Genomic DNA, 16,822 nt, shown 5'->3' with positions numbered 1-16,822 from the left:
TCGGCAAAAAGATTAATGGCCCAATCGGCCACAGCGTGGATATCGCCGCCGTTATCGGCACCATTTTTGGTATCGCCACCACCCTCGGGATTGGCGTGGTGCAGCTAAACTACGGCCTCAGCGTGCTGTTTGATATTCCGGACTCGCTGGGCGCGAAAGCGGCGCTGATCGTGCTGTCGGTCATTATCGCCACCATCTCCGTGACCTCCGGGGTGGATAAAGGCATTCGTATCCTTTCCGAGCTTAACGTGGTGCTGGCCCTCGGGCTGATCCTGTTTATCCTGTTTATGGGCGACACCGAGTTTCTGCTCAACGCGCTGGTGCTCAATGTTGGCGACTATGTGAATCGTTTTATGGGCATGACCCTCAACAGCTTCGCCTTCGATCGTCCGGTCGAGTGGATGAACAACTGGACCCTGTTCTTCTGGGCGTGGTGGGTGGCGTGGTCGCCGTTTGTCGGCCTGTTCCTGGCGCGTATTTCACGCGGGCGCACCATTCGTCAGTTTGTGGTGGGAACGCTGATTATCCCGTTCACCTTTACGCTGCTGTGGCTGTCGGTGTTCGGCAATAGCGCGCTGTATGAAATCATCCACGGCAATGCGGCCTTCGCCGCCGAGGCGGTCGCCCACCCGGAGCGCGGCTTCTATAACCTGCTGGCGCAGTATCCGGCGTTTACCTTTAGCGCTTCGGTGGCGACGATTACCGGCCTGCTGTTTTACGTGACCTCCGCGGATTCCGGGGCGCTGGTGCTGGGTAACTTCACCTCGAAGCTGAAGGATATCAACAGCGATGCGCCAAACTGGCTGCGGATCTTCTGGTCGGTGGTTATCGGCCTGCTGACCCTGGGGATGCTGATGACTAACGGCATTTCTGCCCTGCAGAACGCGACGGTGATTATGGGGCTGCCGTTTAGCTTCGTGATCTTCTTCGTGATGGCGGGGTTATATAAGTCGCTGAAGGTTGAGGATTATCGCCGCGAGAGCGCCAACCGCGACACCGCCCCGCGACCGCTGGGCGTGCAGGATCGCCTGAGCTGGAAGAAGCGCCTGTCGCGGCTGATGAACTATCCCGGCACGCGCTATACCCGCCAGATGATGGAGACGGTGTGCTTCCCGGCGATGGAAGAGGTGGCGCAGGAGCTGAAGCTGCGCGGCGCCTACGTCGAGCTGAAAAGCCTGCCGCCGGAAGAGGGGGACAACCTGGGCCATCTCGACCTGCTGGTGCATATGGGCGACGAGCAGAACTTTGTTTATCAGATCTGGCCGCAGCAGTACTCCATTCCCGGCTTTACCTACCGGGCGCGCAGCGGGAAGTCGACCTACTATCGTCTGGAGACCTTCCTGCTGGAAGGGAGTCAGGGCAACGACCTGATGGACTACAGCAAAGAGCAGGTCATTACCGATATTCTTGACCAGTACGAGCGTCATTTGAACTTTATCCACCTGCATCGCGAAGCGCCGGGCAACAGCGTGACCTTCCCCGGAATGTAGGCTATCTAAACGTTTTCTGAAAAAGGATTGCAGCTGGTTAAATATACAGTGAAAAGCGCAGGGAAGCGTATGATGGCGGCGGGTGCCTGAGGCTTTCTGCGTTCAGGCTTAGGTGAGGATTCAGAAAGACGAAGCCCCAGGAGATGTTCCCATCAACCTGAGGCTCACGATCCAACCCTAGCACGTTGGATAGTAGCCTCTTCTTCGCATGGAGGCAACGAGATGCTGACAAAATACGCCCTGGTGGCAATCATCGTGCTGTGTCTGACAGCGCTGGGATTGACGTTAATGGTGCACGACTCGCTGTGCGAGCTGAGCATCAAAGAACGTAGTATGGAGTTCAAGGCCGTTCTCGCTTACGAAACGAAGAAGTAGCCGGTATGCGGGGAGCTATCCCCGCTTATCCGCAGGCTGGGTAAGGAACCTTAAGGCACCTTTTTTCTGCTGATCCGGGAGCAGGATGGACGGCGAGAGAACAGAGACCGGTTAAAAGCAAAAGCGCCGCCACCCTGCATAATGCTTATCTGGCAGGCGTCAGAGTATTGACGTCGACCACGTCCATACCTGCATTTTTTGCGGCTTCAATACCAAATCGTGAGTCTTCAAAAACCAGGCAGCGTTCAGGCTGAACCTTAAGCTCGCTGGCACATAATAAAAAAGTGTCGGCGGCGGGTTTATGATTTTTAACCCGGTCAGCGGAGACGATAGCGGCGAAATGCTGAGTTAATTGAAAGCGTGCAAGCAGTATATCAACGGTGCTACGTTCGCTTCCGGTTCCCAGCGCCAGGGGAATTTTGCCCTGCCACTGCTGTAAAATCTTCATGGCCGGTAAAAGCTGAATATCGACCGTCTGTAGCAAGTTCTCGATCGCCTGTTTTTTACGCTCGGCCAGGGAGAACGGATCGGCTCGTAATCCTTTTAAGGCCACAAGCTGGCTGGCCACCTGCCAGGGCGCTGAACCATTGAACGGAATCAGCTCCTCTTCAGAAATGGTGATATTGTCGGCAGCGAATACGCTCAGCCACGCTTTGCGGTGCAAAGGTTCGGTGTCAAAAAGCGTGCCATCCATATCAAAAATCAGGGCCTGATAGTGGCGATACATAATGATTGCCTGTGTGCTGTGATCATCGTCAGGGAGGGAAATGCGGAGAAGGCTCCCCGCATTGTTATACCGTCTTACCAGCAGACAAAGCCGCCATCGACAACCAGATCAACCCCGGTACAGAATGATGCCGCGTCGCTGGCAAGGAACAGCGCCGGACCGGCCATCTCTTCAACCTTCGCCATGCGCTGGATCGGCGTCTGGCTTTCGAACTCGCGGGTCTGATGAACCATCTCAGGGCGGGTGTTCATCGGCGTGGCGGTGTAGCCTGGGCTGATGGAGTTAACGCGGATCCCTTTGCCGATCCACTCCATCGCGAGGCTTTTCGACAGGTGGATCACGCCCGCTTTCGAGCAGTTGTAGTGCGCCTGATCGAGGCCGCGGTTAACAATAATGCCGGACATGGAAGCGATATTAATAATCGAGCCGCCGCCGGATTCCTGCATCAGTTCGGCTTCCGCCTTACAGGAGTTCCACACGCCGGTAAGGTTAATATCGATAACCCGCTGCCACTGCTCGGTTTCCATTTCCAGCGCCGGATTGGCATTAGCAATCCCGGCGGCGTTTACGGCGACATCAAGGCGGCCAAAGCGGCTTTTCGCCAGCGCGACGCCGGCGCGTAGGTCGCTAAGCTGACGAACATCGCCGGTGTAAAAACAGGCTTCGCCGCCGATCGCCTCAATATTTTTGACGGTTTCAGCAAGGCCGCCGTCTTCACGTAGATCGAAGCAAACGACCCGGGCCCCCGCGCTGGCGAGTCCGTAAGCAATCATCTGGCCGATGCCGCTGCCCGCGCCGGTGACAAAGGCTACGCGGTCCTGCAGATTAAATAGCTGTTGGGCAAAATCTTTTGCGATCATAGTTATTTCTCTCTAAAAAATATTCTTTAGCATGCCCGGTGTTGGCGTTCCCGGAGGCGGCGCGTTGCGCCTGTCCGGGCTACGGGGCTTGTGTCGGGTAGCCCGGACAGGTGCGCAGCACCTCCTCCGGGAGATGATTTGTGTAGCCTGACCTGAAAAATGCCAGGCTGGCGGCATTACGACATAATCAAGCCGCCATCGATATTGATGGTCTGCCCGGTGAGGTAGCGCGCGTCGTCGGAGGCGAGAAACGCCACCAGCCCGGCAACGTCTTCCGGTTTGCCGGCGCGCTTCATTGGAATGCCTTCGACCCACTCCGCCATTAGCTCGCCCTTACCGTAGCGCTTCTGCTCGGTGCTGAGGATCTCGCCCCAGACGCGGTCGTTGTAATCCCACATTTCGCTTTCAATAATGCCCGGACAGAAGGCGTTAACGGTGATATTCCACGGCGCCAGCTCGTGCGCCAGGCTTTGGGTGATGCCGATGACGCCCATTTTGCTGGCGGCATAGTGCGGGGTGTAGATAAAACCCTGTCGACCCTGGCCGGAAGAGGTATTGATCAGGCTGCCGTGGTTCTGCTTAACCATGTATTTAGCGGCTTCGCGGCAGCACAGCCAGACGCCGGTGGTGTTAACGGCGAGCACTTTTTCAAAGTCGGCTTTCGGCATGCGATCGTAATAGTCGATGGTGATCACGCCTGCGTTCTGGATAGAGACATCGATGGTGCCAAAACGCGCTGCAGCCTGCTCGTACAGCGACTGCACCTGCGCTTCGTCGGTCACATCAACCTGTAACGACAGGATATCGGCCTGATAGCGCTGGCGTAAGGTTTCCGCCGTTTCATGGACGCGCTCGGCGTTAGAGACCATCACCAGATTCGCACCATCGCGCGCGAAGCGCTCGGCGATACCTGCACCAATTCCGCGGCAGGCGCCGGTGATCACAACCGTTTTGTTCTGGAAATTTCTTTGCATGTTTTTCATCCCTTATTGAAGCCGGACGGCAGTGCGTCCGGCGGGGTAATAAATAGGTGATTAACTGGTGGCTCCTGCCGCAGCCAGCTTCTCCTCATGGCGGCGCATCAGGATGACTTTGTTCTGCAGTTTCTGCTGGAACTGGTCGACGACGACGGCGGTGACGATAACGACGCCTTTAATGACCATTTGCCAGAAATCGCTGACCCCCATCATCACCATGCCGTCGGCGAGGAAGACGATGACGAATGCGCCGATGATTGACCCGGTAACCCGGCCGCGACCGCCTGCCAGCGCGGTTCCGCCGAGCACGGTGGCGCCGATGGCGTCCATTTCGAACATATTGCCGGTCATCGGGTGCGCGGTTTGCAGCTGTGACGCGACGATGAGGCCAACGAATGCGGAGCACAGGCCGGAGAAGGCGTAAACGAAGATTTTTGCTTTGACGATAGGCACGCCGGCCAGGCGAGCGGCGGATTCATTACCGCCGATTGCGTAGATATAGCGGCCCAGCGGGGTTTTGGTGGTCAGCCAGTAGCCCAGCAGCAGGAAGCCGATCATCAGCCAGATAGGCAGATAGATGCCCATCAGCGTCCCGGAGCCGAGAGTGGAGAAGCCGGTATTGCCCAGCGCTTCCATGCCGTTGAGGTTCGGATAGGTACTGCCGTCGTTGAACAGCAGCGCCGAGCCTCTGGCGACATACATCATGCCCAGGGTGCAGATAAAGGGCGCCACGCCGAAGCGGGTAATTACCGCGCCGTTAACAAAGCCAACCAGCACGCCGAAGAGCGCCACGCAGAGGATCACCTCCGGCACGTTGAAAAAGATAACGCTGCCGTTCCATAAGGGCAGACCGTTGGTTAAGAGCGCCCCGGCAACCATACCGCAGATCCCGGCGACGGCGCCGACGGAAAGGTCGATACCGCCGGTCAGGATAACCAGCGTCATGCCGATGGCCAGCAGGCCGGTGATGGCCACGTGCTGGGTCATAATCAGCAGGTTAGATGTGGTCAGGAAATTCGGTACCATCACGCTGAAGAATGCGATAACCAGCAGCAGAGCGATAAACGTTCTTGCCTTCAGCAGGTACATATAAATCATATATTTCTGGTTCATGATGGGTTCCAGCCTGATTAATCTTGAGGTGTTGAAGCCGCGATCAATTTTTCGCGGGTAACCGCATGGCGCGGTAAATCGGCGGTAATCCGGCCATCGGCCATCACCAGAATGCGATCCGCCAGCGCCATGACTTCATCCAGCTCCGATGAAGAGAACATCACCGCCAGACCCTGTTGGGCCATTTTGCCGATCAGGTGATACACGTCAGTTTTCGCGCCGACGTCGATACCGCGAGTGGGCTCATCGAGAAACACCACTTCGGGCCTGGTCATCAACGCCTTACCGAGTACCACTTTTTGTTGATTGCCGCCGCTGAGCGAGGTGATGGGCAGATCGGGGTCGCTGACCTTGATCGCCAGTTCGCGGATCATCTCTTTGACGCAGGTGATTTCTTTCTGCGGATTCAGCCATTTCCACGCCCGACGAAAGCCCTGAAGGCTGAAATCAGAGAGGGTCATATTCGATTGAATCGACATCATCTGCACCACGCCTTCTCCCTGGCGGTCTTCGGGAACCAGCGCCAGCCCTTTTTTCAGCCGCGCCTGGAACGGGGACTTTTCGATATTTTCGCCGTTGAGATGGACGTTACCGCTTTGGCAAGGCATTAATCCGACCAGGCCTTTAAACAGCTCCGTGCGTCCGGCGCCGAGCAGGCCATAGATGCCGATCACCTCTCCCTTACTTAAGGTGAAGGTCACGTCGTTGAGCTTATAGCCGCCGCTCGGGTGCAGCGCCGTTAAACCTTCAACGGCAAGGACCGCTTCGCCTTTCGGCGCGGGCCGGTAGTCGAAATGTTTTTTCTTATCGCCGACCATCTGTTCGATAATCCACGGGATACTGGCGTCGCTGACCTCGCGTTCACTGATAAAGCGTCCGTCGCGGAAAATGGTGATGTGGTCGCCAATTTCCATCAGTTCTTCGAGGCGGTGGGAAATATAGATAATGGTGACGCCGCGACGTTTAAGCTGTTCAATAACGTTAAACAGGATTTTGACTTCCGACTGGCTGAGCGCGGAGGTGGGCTCATCCATAATTAATACCCGGGTGTCTTTTGAAAGCGCGCGCGCAATTTCGACCAGCTGCTGATGGCCAATACCGAGCTCGCCGAGCTGGGTATAAGGGTCGACGTTGAGCTCCAGCCTCTCGAGTAATTTTTTGGCTAACTCGTATTGATATTTTTCGTTGATCTTTCCTTTTTGAAAGAACTCGTTAGCCATGAAAATATTATCCATGACGTTCATATTCGGAAATAAATTTAATTCCTGGAAAATGATGCTGATTCCCTGCTTTTCGGCCTGGTGAGTCGAGCTCAGGGTAACCGGAACGCCATCAAGAATAATTTGACCGGAGGAGGGTGTTTCAACGCCAGCAAGCATTTTCATCATGGTGGATTTACCCGCACCATTTTCACCGATCAGAACGTTTACTTTATTTCGATAGACCCGGTAATTGACGTTATCTAAGGCAACGACGCCGGGATAAACGCGCGATAATTCACGGGTTTCGATAATAACTTCAGATTCGACTGGTTGGGAATTGACGAGTTCTTGCCGCTGCATTTTATTGTCCTCCCAAACGAACAATTTTTGCCGGCGTAATATCAGGAACGGTCTGCGGAATATCCCAGGCCGAGAACACGCCATATACCTGCACCGCTTCACCGGTTTTAACCTGCGCCGTCTGGATCATTTTGACCGCATGTTCGTTAATCGCCCGGCTATATTCACCAAACAGCACCTGATCGTTGAAGTCCTGATAGCTGGCGCCCTGGTAGCCGTCGCGTAAAAGCGTGCCGCGCAGCGTCGGGCCAATCTGCACCACCACGTTGCTGCCGCTGGTATCCTGGATCGTCATTTTTCCGCTGCGGGAAGCGGAATCAATTTTGCTGATATTGCCTTCCACTTTGACGTAGAACACGCACGGGTTCTCATCCTGAGCGCGATAACCTAACGCTTTGCAGGCGCTATCAATGTCTTTCGCCGTGCGCAGGGCAGTCATTAACTCGGCAACGGGGCGGGCCCTGGCCACAACCTGAGGAACGACCTGCTCTTGCCATGTCCGATCGATATCCGCCATATGCGGATTAGGCGGGGATTTCAGGTCGGCCAGCTCCTGCTGAGAAACAATTCGGCAGCCTCCGAGGGCAACAACGACCAGCATCAGCGAGATTTTTTTATACATAATACTCTCCTGTGCGCCCCGGAAGGGGCGCAACAACCTGGAATCAGGATTTGATATTGAAGTCCTGAACTTTGTCTGCATTGTCCTGGGTGATCAGAATGCCGCGGAACATCACGCGCTGCCTGGCCGGTTTTTCGCCTTTTTGCAGGTAGTTATCGAGGTCGGTCACTCCCTGAGCGGCGATGGCCTGCGCCTGAAGCATCACGGTGGCCTGCAGGGTGCCGGCTTTTACCGCGTCGCGCTCATCGTTGCTGCCATCGATACCGACCACCACCACGTCGTTGCGATTAGCGGCTTTCAGCGCGGCAATGGCGCCAAGCGCGACAGGACCGTTGCCGCAAATCACGCCTTTCACGTCGGGGTGCGCCTGCAGGATGCTGTCCATAATGCGTTTGCCGTCGATTAACGTGCCCTTCGCGTCCTGCTTAGCGACGCTGACCATATCCGGGTACTGGTCGATAACCTGGTGGAAAGATTTTGAACGCGTTACGCAATTATTATCCGCCAGGTTACAGGTCAGCTCGGCGTATTTGCCTTTCTCCGCCATTTTCTCGACAAATACGTTGGCGACTTCAGAACCGGCCTGGAAGTTATTATGGGTAATTTGCTCCAGCGCAATATCATCGACAGGAATTTCACGGTTGATTAAAACCACCGGAATACCCGCTTTCTTCGCTTTTTCAATGGCGGCGACGCTGGCGGTGGAGTCGGCGTTATCCAGAATAATGCCCTGAACTTTTTTACCGATGGCGGTATCGATCTGCTCGTTCTGTTTTTTGACATCTTCGCCATGGGACAGAATGGTAGTTTGATATCCCAGCTCTTTGGCTTTCTCGCTGGCGCCCTTGGCTTCAGAGGCGTAATACGGGTTATCCAGCGAGTTAACCATGATCATAATGGTGCCTTTTTCTGCGGCCTGAGCGGCAAAAGAAAAGGCGGTCAGGGTAGCAGCAGTTAAAAGCGTTAAACGTAATTTCATGACAATTTTCTCTCTTGGTTGTTATTGTCGGGTACGGTGAAACAACGTAAGGCCTGTAAATCGAGTTTATGGGCCGGGGGTCTCCTTTTGTTGATGAGTAAGGTGCGTCACGCGTGCGATTCCCTGGTGGGCGTCAGGCGGACGTTGCCGGTTTCCATAATGTTCTGTTCACCGCATGGCGCCACTCCTGCCATCTCTTCTGCAGGCGCTGGTGGCGGGCCATATCGGGAATAAATTCGCTATGTTCGGTTAAAAAGGCTTTCAGGTCGGTGACCGTTCCCGGATTCAGGGCCTTGCGCGCAAGGAGGGCTGCGCCAATCGCCGACAGTTCGGCAACGTCGCTGCGCATCACCGGGCAGCCGAGCAGGTCAGCCTGATACTGCATTAACCAGTCGTTTTTGGTCGGGCCGCCGTCGACCATCAGAGCCGCTAAATGGAAGTCATCCTGCTGGCGCATGGCGACGACGACATCGGCGATTTGATAGGTAATGGATTCCAGCGCGGCGCGAATCAGATGGGCGCGCTTGACGCCGCGGCTCAGACCGCAAATCACGCCGCGGGCGCTGTCGTCCCACCACGGTGCACCGAGGCCGGTTAAGGCTGGTACAAAATAGACGCCAAGAGTGGAGTCCACGGAGCCGGGAAGGGTGTTAAGCTCGTGAGCCAGTTCGGTGTCCGAAAGCTCGCTTAACCCGGTGCTGTCGGCCATCCACGCCACGGCGTCGCCGGTATGGGGAATATTACCTTCGAGCCCGTAGGTGATGCTGTCGCCGTCGTGCCAGGCGATGGTGGTGGCCAGCGCGTCGATATCGCACTGTGCGGATTTTACCGGCGCCATCACCGATGACCCCGTACCGTAGGTGGCTTTAACACAGCCGAGTTCGCCCAGTGCGTGGCCAAACAACGCGGCGTGGGAATCCCCGACCATCGCCATCACCGGAATACCGTCAGGAATATTATTCAGCCCGCGGGTATAGCCAAATAATCCGCTGGACGGTTTAATCTCCGGCAGCGCGGCGCGTGGGATCTGGAATAGCGCCAGCATTTCGTCGTCCCACTGGCCGGTTTGCAGGTTCAGTAGCTGCGTGCGCGCGGCATTGGAATAATCGCAATGAAACGCTTCGCCCTGGGTTAAGTTCCACAGCAGCCAGCTGTCAATAGTGCCGAGGCAGATTTCTCCCCGCTCTGCCAGCATGCGACCCTCAGGAATGGATTCCAGCAGCCAGCGCATTTTTGAAGCAGAGAACAGGGGGGCAATCGGCAGGCCGGTAGCGGCCTTAATTTGTTGCTCAGTACCGTCGCGGCGTAGTTCATCGCAAAACGCAGCGCTGCGGGTACATTGCCAGGTGATAGCCGCGTTGATCGGCTTACCGCTCTGGCGATACCAGCCGATCGCCGTCTCGCGCTGATTGCTGATGGCTAAGGCAGCGATGTTTTCCGCGCCAACGTGTTCAACCGCTTGCGCAATAACGTCCAGTGACGCCTCTACCAGCACTTCTCCCGACTGCTCAACCCAGCCCTCACGCGGTGTTTGAATCGCCAGCGGCTGGGAGAATTTCACCACGACCTGGCCGCGGCTATCGAGCACGACGGCTTTGGCATTCGTGGTGCCTTCGTCCAGTGCAATGATGAACTCTTTAGGTGTTGCCTGCATTAGGTAGTCTCCTGAGTCACACTTCGTCCTGGTGCGGAGGGCAAAAGGTGAGCATTCCTCTTGTTCGCATTGCTTCCTGGCAGGGCATGATGTGACAATTCGTTTTCACTTTTTTAATCACTGAATATATATTCGATAGTGATTATTTATTTGATACCTTAGCCAGAAACTTCCCGTCGGGCTACTGGAAAAGTTATCAATTGTGCTGGCAATCACACTTATCCGATCGGCGAAGCGTTCAGCTATGGGTGGGAAAGGAGGTGATTTTAGAGTTTTATATTATTGAAATGTAATGACTTATTTGCGTAACCTTTACGCTTCTGGCAAAGCGTAAAGGCTGTGGGAAAGTGTTTGAGTGAGGAAATTAACCGGCAATAAGCAGTCTGGCCGTTGGGTAATCGGTGATCAGAACATCGATATAACCGCCCGAAAGCGCACCTTTGATAGCCGCGACCTTCTCGCTGCCGCCGGCCAGGGCCACCACGTTAGGGCACTTCTTCACCTTCTCCAGCGCCATACCGATAACAGGATCTTCATCATCGCGTAACACTGCTCTGCCGTTTTTATCGTAATAGTGCAGGCAAATGTCACCCACGGCACCGCGTTCCGCCAGCACCTGCAGCATATCTTCGTGATAGTAGTTGCCGGATGTTTTCAGCAGCTGCGAAGGTTCAAGAATACCGATCCCGACAATTGCGATATCGACTTCATCAAAGCGGGCAATAACGTCGGCGACATCTTTACTGGCAACAAGACGATTCTTCTCCTCGGTGGATCCTTCAATGCTCTGTGAAGGGAGCAGCCAGGCTTCACAGTTCAGATGCTGCGCCAGGGTCTGGGTGAGAATAGTGGCCTGCACGTTGCCGTTCGGCCCTACGCCGCCGAGCAACTGGATGACGCCGCTGGCTTTCAGGTTTTGGGCGTGTACTTCATCCACCATCGCGCGGATGGTGGAACTCCACGAAGAGACGCCAATCAGATCCTTTGGCCGTAATCGCGTTTCGAGGTAGTGGGCAGCGGCGGAACCGATAGCGCGCTTGATGGTGTGATCGCTGGCATCCTCTTCGGTATCCACCACGATGGCTTGCTTAATTCCGTAACGATCCTCAAGACCTTTTTCAAGGTTAAGAAAAATATTTGATGGCTGAACAACGCTAATTTTCACCACGCCCTCTTTCTGGCAGCGGGTGATCGCTCGGGAGATAAATGACTGAGAAAGCGAGAGAAGTTGAGCAATGTCGGACTGCTTGCGTCCTTCGAGATAGTAGAGCGTGGCAATCTTAACTAATAGCCGTTGTTCATCCTGCTTAGCCATATATTTCCCCGAAAATCATTTACGTGCAGCCATTATCTTAGAGCTCATTATCATACGCGAAAAGAAAAGACATTTAAGTGTGATGAATATCTAACTTTCGCCAATCCTCAAAATCAGTTATGGACAAAAACAGAACAGTAGCCGCATAATTGAATAAAGAATCGTTACTGAATATATATTCATGGCGATTTCAGGTCAACTGAAAAGTGCCCGGGTGAAGTGATACCCGGTGGTAAGGAGGCAGAATGTTCCTGAGTATGATGCAGCGGCGTGAGCCCTACGATGCGTTGCCTGGGGATGTCTGGTTTTTTTAGTCCCTGACGGAATAAATATTCCAAGTTGAAAATAAATTCAGAGGTATTAAATGAATCCCTATAGCTATGATGTCCAGGCACTTGAGCGTAAAGCCCGCGCCGTACGTCGCCATATCGTCAGATTGAATGCCAATAGCCCCGCTGGCGGGCACACCGGCGCCGACCTGTCGCAGGTTGAACTGCTCACTGCGCTCTATTTTCGCATTATGAACGTCGCGCCGGACCGCGTGGATGATGACCAGCGCGATATCTACATCCAGTCGAAAGGCCATGCGGTGGGCTGCTACTACTGCGTGCTGGCCGAAGCGGGCTTCTTCCCGGTTGACTGGCTGGAAACCTATCAGCATGCGAATTCTCATCTTCCTGGTCACCCGGTTCGTCAGAAAACGCCGGGGATTGAACTCAACACCGGCGCGCTGGGCCACGGTTTGCCTGTTGCGGTGGGGCTGGCGCTGGCTGCGAAAAAAAGCAACAGCACCCGCCGCATCTTTTTAATTACCGGCGATGGCGAACTGGCGGAAGGCAGCAACTGGGAAGCGGCGCTGGCTGCGGCGCACTACGGCCTTGATAACCTCGTCATTATTAATGACAAAAACAATCTCCAGCTGGCGGGGCCGACGCGGGAAATTATGAATACCGATCCGCTGGCCGATAAATGGAAAGCCTTCGGAATGACGGTTACCGAATGCCAGGGTAACGACATGGCGTCGGTGGTGGCGACCCTGGAAGGGCTGAAGCAGGAAGGTAAACCCAACGTTATTATCGCCAACACCACGAAAGGTGCCGGTATTTCCTTTATCCAGGGGCGCCCGGAGTGGCACCACCGGGTACCGAAAGGCGAAGAAATTGCACTGGCACTGGAGGAACTGAAAGATGAGTAATGCAGAACACCTGGCGAGCGTGATGGTTCAGGCCTTTATTGATGCGGTCGACAGCGGTGTCGATCTGGTGCCGGTGGTGGCTGACTCCACGTCAACGGCCAAAATCGCGCCGTTTATTAAACAGTTCCCCGGGCGTCTGGTGAACGTGGGTATCGCTGAGCAGAGCATGGTCGGGACGGCGGCGGGCCTGGCCCTGGGGGGGAAAGTGGCGGTCACCTGTAACGCCGCGCCGTTCCTGATTTCCCGCGCCAATGAGCAGATTAAAGTCGACGTTTGCTATAACAACACCAACGTTAAGCTATTTGGCCTTAACGCCGGCGCCAGCTACGGCCCGCTGGCCAGCACCCATCATGCGATTGATGACCTGGCGGTGATGCGCGGCTTCGGCAATATCCAGATTTTCGCCCCGTCTTCGCCGCGCGAATGCCGGCAGATTATCGATTACGCCATCGGCTATCAGGGGCCGGTCTATATTCGTCTTGACGGCAAGGCGCTGCCGGAACTGCATGATGAAAGCTATCGCTTCGTGCCGGGAGCGGTCGTTACGCTGCGGGAAGGCGAGGATATCGCTCTGGTCGCTACCGGATCGACGGTGCATGAGATCGTCGATGCCGCGCAGATGCTGGCCGACGCGGGGATTCAGGCTAAAGTGGTGAGCGTGCCGTCCATTCGCCCTTGCGATACCGCCGCGCTGCTGGCGGCGCTGAAACCCTGCAAGGCGGTGATAACGGTGGAGGAGCATAACGTCAACGGCGGGTTGGGTAGCCTGGTGGCGGAAGTGCTGGCTGAGGCCGGGGCGGCAATTCCGCTCAAACGCCTGGGGATCCCGGATGGTGAGTATGCGGCGGCGGCAGATCGCGGCTGGCTGCGTAAACACCACGGTTTCGATGCCGCTTCCGTCGCCGGGCTGGCGCAGAAAATGCGCTGACTTTACGCCGGCTTAAACCGATAACCCGTGCGGCTGCCGCGCGGGTTTTGTTTTTACGCCGCGCAGAGCGTAATGACGTAGTCATCGGCCTTAATCCATTGCAGCCGATACTCCCCGGCGGAGAGCCGAAGAAGCAGATTTCCCTCCTTTATATACGCCAGCGTAAAATCGCTAAAACCGACGCCCGCCTGTACGTCGGGATGGCTGGCCTTAAACGCGCTCTCTTTCGCCGAAAATGCCAGCGTGAGCGCCAGCTCGGGGCCCAGGCCGCTGGCGTCCAGCAGACTTTTTTCCGCGCTGTTGATGATGCAGCTTTCCAGCTCAGCCGCCAGGTCAGGAGTCAAGATGCGCTCAATATCAACGCCGATCGGCCGGACAGAGACGACTGCCAGCGCGCTGCGTTCACAGTGGCTTATGCTGCCGTACCACGGGTGCGGCCATAGGGGCTGGCGTTGGTCGCCAATGGCAGGGACCTCTGTTTCACCGACTTCCCGCAGCGCATAAACCGCAGCGATACGCCCGGCAAGATGTTCGCTCTGCCGCTTGCGGGCGCAGCCGGTTAGCCGGGCATGGTGCGGCAGCCAGAGGAGATCTTCAGGCCGAAAGGTCAATGGGTCGAAATCGACACGCTGCAGCGAGCGATCGGCAAGCTGAATGATAGAACGTTGGGTTTGCATAGGGGGATGTTAACAGATTCTCCCCTCCGCCCTCTATGGGAAGAGGGCGGGGGGAACGGCCGGACAATCAGAAGTGAGTATTGACGCCCAGATACCAGGTGCGGCCTGATTCGTTATAGGTATTGGCGCCAGCGCCAGCCATATAAGAAACATCCGTCAGGCTACCGGTGGTTTGCGCATTACCCGCGCGCCAGTGGCGCTTGTCGAAGACGTTATCCACGCCGCCGGTCAGGCTGACATTTTTCGTCACATCCCAGGTGGCGCTCAGGCCAACGATGCTGTAAGGGCTGACTTCATCCGTTTCAGAACCCACCGCCGGCTCACCTTTGTAGTTATATTTCTTCGGCTGCTGCTTGCCGTACCAGGTGAAGGTCGACTGCACCGAAATATCCTCCTGAATCTGCCAGCTCAGAGTGGAGTTCAGGGTATATTCCGGAATAATCGACAGACGATCGCCGGTTTTCTTGTTTTTACTTTGCAGCATATAAGTGATGTTATTGGTCCAGTTCACCGTTTCGCTGACCGGCACGTTCAGGGTGCCTTCGAGACCTTCAACCACCGCTTTAGGCACGTTTTCCCACTGATAGATATCGGTTTTCACTTTACCGTTCGTCGTCTGTGAAATCGGCGCGTAGCCCGCTTCGATTTTATCGCGGTAGTCGTTACGGAACCATGTCACACCCGCCAGCCAGCCGTCGCGTTTAAACTCAAGGCCAATCTCTTTGTTGATGCTGGTTTCGGCTTTCAGGTCATCGTTACCCATCATGTAGCAACCGGTACCGTTGCCGCTGGCATAGCAGCCCTGGCCTTTACTATAGAGAATATAGTTCGGGTTGGTTTGGTACAGGCTCGGCGCTTTATAGGCGCGGGCGATGCCCATTTTTAACGTGAAGTCATCCCACAGACCCTGAGACAAGTTAAGCGACGGGCTCCAGTTGTTGCCGACGATCGTGTGATGATCGAAACGCAGCGCCGGCGTCAGCATGGTGGTGTCGGTCAGCTCCACGTTGTCTTCGGCAAACAGGGAGAAGATCTCGGCCTTCGAGTATGGGCTACGGCCGGTGCTGTCATAGCCGTCGATATCGCCGCCCATAAAGGTCTGGGTATTTGACGCCAAATCCTTCATCCGCTGCTGATTCCACTCGGAGCCCAGCGTCAGGTTCTGGTTAAACACCAGATCCAGAGGGATGTTGACTTCGCTGTGCAGCATCACGTCGGCGAGGTCGATATCGCTGAACTGGTTGCTGTTGAAGATACCTTCCGTGCCGCCCGCCAGACCTTCGCCTTTACGCGAGTTACGGGTACGTTCGTACTGGGCCCAGTTGCTGGTGGTCACGCCGTTATCCCAGCCGCCGTTCCAGGTGACGGAATAAGTCTGGCGATAGAGGCGGTTCGTCTCTTTCCCGTAGTTCTCTTTCACCAGATCGTTAGTATTGGTGTTCTGCGTATCGCCCGCGTAGAGGTTGCCCTGACGGCTGTAGCCGGATTCAAACTCCAGCGACTGCATCGGCGCGAAATCCCAGCGCACGACGCCGTTAATATTCTTATTTTTCACCCCTTCACGCCCGGCAGGCATGGTATTGGCATAGGCGCCGGTACGCTCGGATTGATGTCCGTCGTTGATATCCCAGGCATCGGCCTGGGTTTTGTCGAGGTTGCCCAGCAGGCGGAAGCTGAAATCGCCCCCCAGCGGGCCGCTGAGGCTAAAGTTGGTGCGTTTAGTCGAACCTTCGTCTTTATGCTCCGGGGCGTTCATGTAGGTATTCCATGAACCGTGCCATTCGCCGTCGCTCTTCTTGGTGATGATATTGACCACGCCGCCCGCCGCGCCGTTGCCGTAGCGCGCGGCCGCCGGGCCGCGAATGACTTCAATACGTTCGATCAGCTCCGGCGGAACCCATGAGGTATCGCCGCGGGTATCGCGCTCGCCGCGCCAGCCCAAACGTACGGAGTTGCGGCTGGTCACGGGCTTGCCGTCAATCAGGATCAGGGTGTTTTCCGGGCCCATGCCGCGAATATCAATCTGGCGATTGTTGCCGCGCTGGCCGCTGGTGGAGTTGCCGGTCAGGTTAACGCCCGGCATGGTACGGATAATTTCAGATACGTCGCGCGCAGGCGGACGTTTACGAATTTCATCTGCGGTGATGGTTGATACGCCAGGCGCCTGAAGGTTCTGCTCGGCGGCGGTGACAACCATGGTTTCATCAGCGGTTGCGGTTTTGCTATCGGAGACCGTTTCCGCCGCGCTTAGCGGAAAAGCAGCCCCGTAGATTCCCAGATTGACCAGCAAGGCCAGGGATTTGATCCTGTTATTCATTGTAAATCCTGCTTTTCGTCGCCGCCTTCCC

15 protein-coding genes are annotated in these 16,822 nt (G+C 55.7%); 4 read left to right on the top strand and 11 right to left on the bottom strand.

Annotation, left to right across the window (positions count from 1 at the left end; translation table 11 throughout):
* Both betT and ACSIPU_RS09090 read left to right on the top strand, forming a co-directional pair.
* Window positions 1-1,490, top strand: a 1,490-nt coding sequence (betT, locus tag ACSIPU_RS09095) for a choline BCCT transporter BetT (RefSeq protein ID WP_435321887.1), incomplete at its 5' end; no start/stop codon positions are given.
* Between the two features lie 222 nt (window positions 1,491-1,712).
* A complete protein-coding gene (locus tag ACSIPU_RS09090) occupies window positions 1,713-1,865 on the top strand; it encodes a Hok/Gef family protein (protein WP_004100044.1) in 153 nt (50 codons plus the stop codon).
* Window positions 1,866-2,010: 145 nt separating this feature from the next.
* Here ACSIPU_RS09090 and yqaB read toward each other — a convergent pair whose 3' ends face one another.
* From yqaB to ACSIPU_RS09045, 9 genes are all read right to left on the bottom strand, one after another.
* The gene (gene yqaB / locus ACSIPU_RS09085) at window positions 2,011-2,592 is read right to left on the bottom strand and encodes a fructose-1-phosphate/6-phosphogluconate phosphatase (RefSeq protein ID WP_024273891.1); all 582 of its coding nucleotides are present in this window, start codon (window positions 2,590-2,592) and stop codon (window positions 2,011-2,013) included.
* 74 nt (window positions 2,593-2,666) lie between these two features.
* Window positions 2,667-3,452, bottom strand: a complete 786-nt coding sequence (locus ACSIPU_RS09080) for an SDR family oxidoreductase (protein ID WP_049128681.1) — start codon at window positions 3,450-3,452, stop codon at window positions 2,667-2,669.
* Between the two features lie 176 nt (window positions 3,453-3,628).
* Complete coding sequence (locus ACSIPU_RS09075; RefSeq protein ID WP_004100047.1) at window positions 3,629-4,426, bottom strand: SDR family oxidoreductase; 798 nt, start codon at window positions 4,424-4,426, stop codon at window positions 3,629-3,631.
* Between the two features lie 60 nt (window positions 4,427-4,486).
* Window positions 4,487-5,542, bottom strand: a complete 1,056-nt coding sequence (locus tag ACSIPU_RS09070; protein WP_004100048.1) for an ABC transporter permease — start codon at window positions 5,540-5,542, stop codon at window positions 4,487-4,489.
* A gap of 17 nt (window positions 5,543-5,559) precedes the next feature.
* Window positions 5,560-7,104: a sugar ABC transporter ATP-binding protein gene (locus ACSIPU_RS09065; RefSeq protein ID WP_004100049.1), complete on the bottom strand. Its 1,545-nt coding sequence runs from the start codon at window positions 7,102-7,104 to the stop codon at window positions 5,560-5,562.
* 1 nt (window position 7,105) lies between these two features.
* A complete protein-coding gene (locus ACSIPU_RS09060; protein ID WP_004100050.1) occupies window positions 7,106-7,726 on the bottom strand; it encodes a DUF2291 family protein in 621 nt (206 codons plus the stop codon).
* A 43-nt stretch (window positions 7,727-7,769) separates the two neighbouring features.
* Entirely contained in the window at window positions 7,770-8,705 is a 936-nt protein-coding gene (locus ACSIPU_RS09055; protein ID WP_196557930.1) for a D-ribose ABC transporter substrate-binding protein, read from the bottom strand.
* A gap of 133 nt (window positions 8,706-8,838) precedes the next feature.
* Window positions 8,839-10,359, bottom strand: a complete 1,521-nt coding sequence (locus tag ACSIPU_RS09050; protein ID WP_196557928.1) for an FGGY family carbohydrate kinase — start codon at window positions 10,357-10,359, stop codon at window positions 8,839-8,841.
* A gap of 364 nt (window positions 10,360-10,723) precedes the next feature.
* A complete protein-coding gene (locus ACSIPU_RS09045) occupies window positions 10,724-11,674 on the bottom strand; it encodes a sugar-binding transcriptional regulator (RefSeq protein WP_004100053.1) in 951 nt (316 codons plus the stop codon).
* A gap of 364 nt (window positions 11,675-12,038) precedes the next feature.
* Here ACSIPU_RS09045 and ACSIPU_RS09040 point away from each other — a divergent pair, with 364 nt between their 5' ends.
* The gene (locus tag ACSIPU_RS09040) at window positions 12,039-12,869 is read left to right on the top strand and encodes a transketolase (RefSeq protein ID WP_023329422.1); all 831 of its coding nucleotides are present in this window, start codon (window positions 12,039-12,041) and stop codon (window positions 12,867-12,869) included.
* Window positions 12,862-13,797 carry a transketolase family protein gene (locus tag ACSIPU_RS09035; protein ID WP_004100059.1) on the top strand — a complete coding sequence of 312 codons (936 nt, stop codon included), beginning with the start codon at window positions 12,862-12,864 and terminating at the stop codon, window positions 13,795-13,797. The genes ACSIPU_RS09040 and ACSIPU_RS09035 overlap by 8 nt, the downstream gene beginning before the upstream one ends.
* 53 nt (window positions 13,798-13,850) lie before the next feature.
* Here the strand turns inward: ACSIPU_RS09035 and entD are convergent, their stop codons facing one another.
* Both entD and ACSIPU_RS09025 read right to left on the bottom strand, forming a co-directional pair.
* Complete coding sequence (entD, locus tag ACSIPU_RS09030; protein WP_024273893.1) at window positions 13,851-14,474, bottom strand: enterobactin synthase subunit EntD; 624 nt, start codon at window positions 14,472-14,474, stop codon at window positions 13,851-13,853.
* 67 nt (window positions 14,475-14,541) lie between these two features.
* Window positions 14,542-16,791: a TonB-dependent siderophore receptor gene (locus ACSIPU_RS09025; RefSeq protein ID WP_004100062.1), complete on the bottom strand. Its 2,250-nt coding sequence runs from the start codon at window positions 16,789-16,791 to the stop codon at window positions 14,542-14,544.
* Window positions 16,792-16,822: the final 31 nt, after the last annotated feature.

The sequence above is a fragment of the Klebsiella sp. HN106 genome (assembly GCF_051209435.1).
Taxonomy (GTDB): Bacteria; Pseudomonadota; Gammaproteobacteria; order Enterobacterales; family Enterobacteriaceae; genus Klebsiella; species Klebsiella oxytoca.
Note: the sequence above shows the minus strand (reverse complement) of the source record. Positions and strands in the feature narration are given on the sequence as shown.

Coding starts and splice junctions, on each gene's coding strand:
- ACSIPU_RS09090 (WP_004100044.1), top strand. CDS start 1,713: ATGCTGACAAAATACGCCCTGGTGGCAATCATCGTGCTGTGTCTGACA.
- yqaB (WP_024273891.1), bottom strand. CDS start 2,592: ATGTATCGCCACTATCAGGCCCTGATTTTTGATATGGATGGCACGCTT.
- ACSIPU_RS09080 (WP_049128681.1), bottom strand. CDS start 3,452: ATGATCGCAAAAGATTTTGCCCAACAGCTATTTAATCTGCAGGACCGC.
- ACSIPU_RS09075 (WP_004100047.1), bottom strand. CDS start 4,426: ATGCAAAGAAATTTCCAGAACAAAACGGTTGTGATCACCGGCGCCTGC.
- ACSIPU_RS09070 (WP_004100048.1), bottom strand. CDS start 5,542: ATGAACCAGAAATATATGATTTATATGTACCTGCTGAAGGCAAGAACG.
- ACSIPU_RS09065 (WP_004100049.1), bottom strand. CDS start 7,104: ATGCAGCGGCAAGAACTCGTCAATTCCCAACCAGTCGAATCTGAAGTT.
- ACSIPU_RS09060 (WP_004100050.1), bottom strand. CDS start 7,726: ATGTATAAAAAAATCTCGCTGATGCTGGTCGTTGTTGCCCTCGGAGGC.
- ACSIPU_RS09055 (WP_196557930.1), bottom strand. CDS start 8,705: ATGAAATTACGTTTAACGCTTTTAACTGCTGCTACCCTGACCGCCTTT.
- ACSIPU_RS09050 (WP_196557928.1), bottom strand. CDS start 10,359: ATGCAGGCAACACCTAAAGAGTTCATCATTGCACTGGACGAAGGCACC.
- ACSIPU_RS09045 (WP_004100053.1), bottom strand. CDS start 11,674: ATGGCTAAGCAGGATGAACAACGGCTATTAGTTAAGATTGCCACGCTC.
- ACSIPU_RS09040 (WP_023329422.1), top strand. CDS start 12,039: ATGAATCCCTATAGCTATGATGTCCAGGCACTTGAGCGTAAAGCCCGC.
- ACSIPU_RS09035 (WP_004100059.1), top strand. CDS start 12,862: ATGAGTAATGCAGAACACCTGGCGAGCGTGATGGTTCAGGCCTTTATT.
- entD (WP_024273893.1), bottom strand. CDS start 14,474: ATGCAAACCCAACGTTCTATCATTCAGCTTGCCGATCGCTCGCTGCAG.
- ACSIPU_RS09025 (WP_004100062.1), bottom strand. CDS start 16,791: ATGAATAACAGGATCAAATCCCTGGCCTTGCTGGTCAATCTGGGAATC.